The organism is uncultured Methylibium sp., from assembly GCF_902826655.1.
In the GTDB taxonomy this organism is placed as follows: Bacteria; Pseudomonadota; Gammaproteobacteria; order Burkholderiales; family Burkholderiaceae_C; genus Methylibium.
The window spans coordinates 1-4211 of record NZ_CADEFR010000116.1 but is presented as its reverse complement, the minus strand read 5'-3'; the positions used below and the strand labels follow the sequence as shown (position 1 = coordinate 4211).

At 69.9% G+C, this 4211-nt stretch carries 4 protein-coding genes; 1 reads left to right on the top strand and 3 read right to left on the bottom strand.

What is annotated here, in order from left to right; translation table 11 throughout:
• The coding region (locus QZV97_RS20455; RefSeq protein WP_295647204.1) for a PQQ-binding-like beta-propeller repeat protein at window positions 1-988 on the bottom strand (988 nt) is incomplete at its 3' end.
• 321 nt (window positions 989-1309) lie between these two features.
• On the opposite strand from QZV97_RS20455, the gene QZV97_RS20450 reads away from it, so the two are divergent.
• Window positions 1310-1618, top strand: coding sequence for an antibiotic biosynthesis monooxygenase family protein (locus QZV97_RS20450; protein ID WP_295647202.1), 309 nt, complete (start codon window positions 1310-1312; stop codon window positions 1616-1618).
• A gap of 16 nt (window positions 1619-1634) precedes the next feature.
• Here the strand turns inward: QZV97_RS20450 and QZV97_RS20445 are convergent, their stop codons facing one another.
• Together QZV97_RS20445 and QZV97_RS20440 are read right to left on the bottom strand one after the other, a co-directional pair.
• Window positions 1635-3449, bottom strand: coding sequence for a diguanylate cyclase (locus QZV97_RS20445; RefSeq protein WP_295647200.1), 1815 nt, complete (start codon window positions 3447-3449; stop codon window positions 1635-1637).
• Between the two features lie 30 nt (window positions 3450-3479).
• A partial coding sequence (locus QZV97_RS20440; protein ID WP_295647198.1) for a methylmalonyl-CoA mutase family protein occupies window positions 3480-4211 on the bottom strand: 732 nt, incomplete at its 5' end.

Here is a 4211-nt window from a genome sequence, read left to right as displayed (position 1 = left end):
TGATGTCCGCGAGGATCATCTCGTTGATGCCGTCGAAGTCCCACTCGTCGAACGGGGTCATCTGGTAGACCCACTTCGCCGCACCGGTGTCGACGTCACGCGCGAAGATGGTCATCGACCACTTGTTGTCGCCAGGGCGCTGCGCGGGGTTCCACGTCGACGGGTTGCCCGTGCCGTAGTACATCAGGTTCAGCGCCTTGTCGTAGCTGTACCAGCCCCAGGTCGTGCCGCCACCGATCTTCCACTGATCGCCCTTCCAGGTCTTCAGCGAGGAATCGGCACCCACGGGCTTGACGGCGCCGTCGGTCCAGGTGGTGGTCTTGGCCGGGTCGATCAGCATTTCGGCGTCGGGACCGACGCTGTAGCCCTTCCAGACCTGCTTGCCGGTCTTGATGTCGTAGGCCGCGACGTAGCCGCGCACGCCCCACTCACCGCCGGAGATGCCGGTGATGACCTTGTCCTTGAAGACGTGCGGCGCATTGGTGTTCACGGCGCCCAGCTTCGGGTCACCGTTCTTGACCGACCACACCAGCTTGCCGGTCTTGGCATCCAGCGCGATCAGGTTCGAGTCGGCCTGCTGCAGGAAGACCTTGCCTTCGGCATACGCCAGACCGCGGTTCACCGTGTCGCAGCACATCTGCGGGATGACGGCCGGGTCCTGCTTCGGCTCGTACTTCCACATGATCTTCTGCGTGTCGAGATCGATCGCGAAGACCTTGTTGGGGAACGGCGAGTGCAGGTACATCTTGCCGTCGATCACCAGGGGCGAGCCCTCGTGGCCGCGCAGCACGCCGGTGGAGAAGGTCCACGCGACCTGCATCTTGCCGACGTTGCCCTTGTTGATCTGGTCGAGCTTGCTGTAGCGCTGGTTGAACATGTCGCCAGCCTGCATCGCCCAGTTCTTGGGATTGGCGATGTTCTTCTCGACGTCCGCGTTCGCCATCACGGCGGCGGGTACGGCGAGCAGGGCCAATCCGAGGGGGCGCATCAGGCGCCAACCCGAATGCTTAGAAACTTTCATCGTCGTCTCCGTGGTAGGAATGGATGGGTACAGCTTTGGGTTTGCTCCGTAGCGCTCCCCGACGCTTTTTTATTCCTGCGGTTCCCGGGCTGATACCTAGGACAGACCCTGACCACCCTCTGGGACCTCTTGCAGCCTGGCTCAGAATGAGACACGGACTAGGGGTTGCCCGGGTCTGTCCAAGTCTTGCCTAGGCGGATCGGCGCGCCGCCGCGCTGCCAGGCCGTTTGGTGCGACGCACAAGCTCTCGCGCGTCGCCCCGCGAACCGCATCGACGCAGGAGTTCCCATGATTCTCGAGATCGCCGACATCCGCATCGCGCCCGGCCGCCAGGCGGCGTTCGACGAGGCGATCGAGCGCGGCGTGCGCACGGTCATCGCGGGCGCGAAGGGCTTTCGCGGCTACCGCGTCGAGCGTGGCATCGAGTCGCCCGAGCGCTACGTGCTGATGATCTTCTGGGACACGCTGGAGAACCACACGATCGACTTCCGCCAGAGCCCGGCGTTTGCCGAGTGGCGGGCCATCGTCGGGCCGTTCTTCGCGACGCCGCCGCAGGTCGAGCACTTCGTGGGGGTGGCGGCTTCGGGCGCCGAGTGAGCCGGGCCGCCGCCGCTCAGGCCGCCGCCCCGGCCGCGGCCCGGGCCAGGCGCACGCGGCAGCGACCTTCGCGCTTGGCGTCGAGCAGGGCCTCGTCGGCCCGCTTGAGCAGCGACTGGCCCGAGTCGCCGTCGCCCTGGGAGTCGGCCACGCCGGCCGAGAAGGTGGTGCCGGCGGCCTCGGCGCCGCCCATCAGCAGCGCCTCGGCGCGCCAGCGCCTGAGCAGCGACTCGAGCTTGCGCCGGGCCGCGCCGGCCTCGGTGCCGGGCATCAGCACGCAGAACTCCTCGCCGCCGTAGCGGCAGGCGATGTCGCCGCGCCGCAGCCGCGTGGCGAGCAGCTGCCCGAAGGCGGCCAGGAGCCGGTCGCCGACATCGTGGCCGTGGCGGTCGTTGACCTGCTTGAAGTGGTCGAGGTCGATGATCGCGACGGCCAGCGGGCGGCCGTCGCGCCGTGCCGCCGCCCAGAGCGCGGGCAGTGCCTCGTTGAGGTGGCGGCGGTTGAAGAGGCCGGTCAGGGCGTCGCGTGTCGCCTGCTGCTGCAGCGCGGCCTGCAGGGCCTGCACTTCGGCGATCTTCTGCGACAGCTGCCCGTTGATGGCGGCGAGCTCGGCGTGCGCGCGCTCGGTGGCGCGGCGCTGGGCGTCCTTCTCGTCGAGCTTGCGCTGCAGCAGCAGCAGTTCGGTCTGCAGCGCGGCGGCCTGGGCATGCGCCTGCGAAGCCAGCCGGGCGCGTTCGGCGGCCAGGCCCTGCCACAGGCGCAGCGTCGCCAGCGCGTCGGCCGCATCGCCACGCGCCTCGAGCGCCTGCGACAGCACGTGCAGCGCGCTGCAGCGCACCCGCAGGCTCAGACCCTTGTCGCCGCGCTCGAGGGCGGGGCGTTCGGCCTCCAGCCCGGCCACGGCCCGGTCGAGGTCGCCTTCGGCGCGCGCCAGCAGCGCCGCGGCGATGGCGAGTTCGATGCGTTCTTCGGGGATGTCCTCGCGCTCGGCCTCGCGTGCCCGTTCGACGAGCGCGCGGCCGACGGCTCCATCGCCAGCCCGCAGCGCGGCGATCGCCAGGGTCTCGAAATGCGCCGCCAGCCGGCCGCGGCCTCCGGGGCCGGTCGGGATGGCCTGCACGCGCGCGACGTCGGGCAGCGCCTCGGCGGCGCGTTCGAGTTCGGTGAGGCAGATCACGCGGTTGATCAGCAGCACGCTGACGAGGCGCGCGTTGCCGCGCTCGTCGCTGCGCGCCAGCCCGGCGTCGATGTGGCGCAGCGCCTCGTCGTAGTCGCCGAGCTGCAGCAGCTCGTGCGCCAGATTGCAGTGCAGCACGATGTCGAAGCCGTGGCCGCGGGCCGGCCGCGCGTCGCGCAGCGCCTGGTACATGTAGGCGAAGGCCTGCTCGGACTGGTTGCGGGCCGAATAGCAGCCGGCGATCGTGTTCAGCAGCACGCCGCGCTGGTCGTGCCGCAGCACCTGCATGCCCTCGTCGCGCAGCGCCAGCACGGCGTCCAGCGACTCGTCGAAGCGGCCCTCGCGCCACAGGCCGCGCGCCAGACCCGTGCGCGCGAGGACGTGGCCGGCCCGGTCGCCGACCGCGTCGAAGGCCTTCTGCGCGGCGCGCAACTCGGGGGCCGCGTCGCGCGGCCGGGCGAAATAGAGCAGGTGAAAGCCGCGCGCGAGCCGGGCCCAGCCCTCGCCGGCGGCATCGCCATGGGCCTGGGCCACGGCCAGCGCCCGGTCGGCCAGCGTGATCGCGCGCGCCGCATCCAGGTGCAGCAGGCGCCACGCCTGGCGGGCGAGCGATACCGCCTCGCTGGCGCGGGACGCGATCTGCGCGGAGGCCATGCGTCGATTATCGGCGCCGGCCCCGGCGCCTCACATGCTGCGCCGGTATTGCCCGCCGACCTCGAACAGCGCCGTCGTGATCTGCCCGAGGCTGCAGCAGCGCACCGCATCCATCAGCACTTCGAACACGTTGCGGTTCTCGATCACGGCCCGCTGCAGGCGCGTCAGCACGGCCGGCGCCTCGGCCGCGTGACGCGCGTGGAAGTCGGCCAGCCGCGCCAGTTGCGACTGCTTCTCCTCGTCGGTCGAGCGGGCGAGTTCCAGCACCTCGGGCACGGCGTCGCCGTGCGGGTTGCGGAAGGTGTTGACGCCGATGATCGGGTACTCGCCCGTGTGCTTGAGCATCTCGTAGTGCATCGACTCGTCCTGGATGCGGCCGCGCTGGTAGCCGGTCTCCATCGCACCGAGCACGCCCCCGCGCTCGGACAGGCGCTCGAACTCGGTCAGCACCGCCTCTTCCACCAGCTCGGTCAGCTCGTCGATCACGAAGGCGCCCTGGTTCGGGTTCTCGTTCTTCGCCAGGCCCCACTCGCGGTTGATGATCAGCTGGATCGCCATCGCGCGTCGCACCGATTCCTCGGTGGGCGTGGTGATCGCCTCGTCGTAGGCGTTGGTGTGCAGCGAGTTGCAGTTGTCGTAGATCGCGATCAGCGCCTGCAGCGTGGTGCGGATGTCGTTGAAGGCGATCTCCTGCGCGTGCAATGAACGGCCGCTGGTCTGGACGTGGTACTTGAGCTTCTGGCTGCGCTCGTTGGCGCCGTA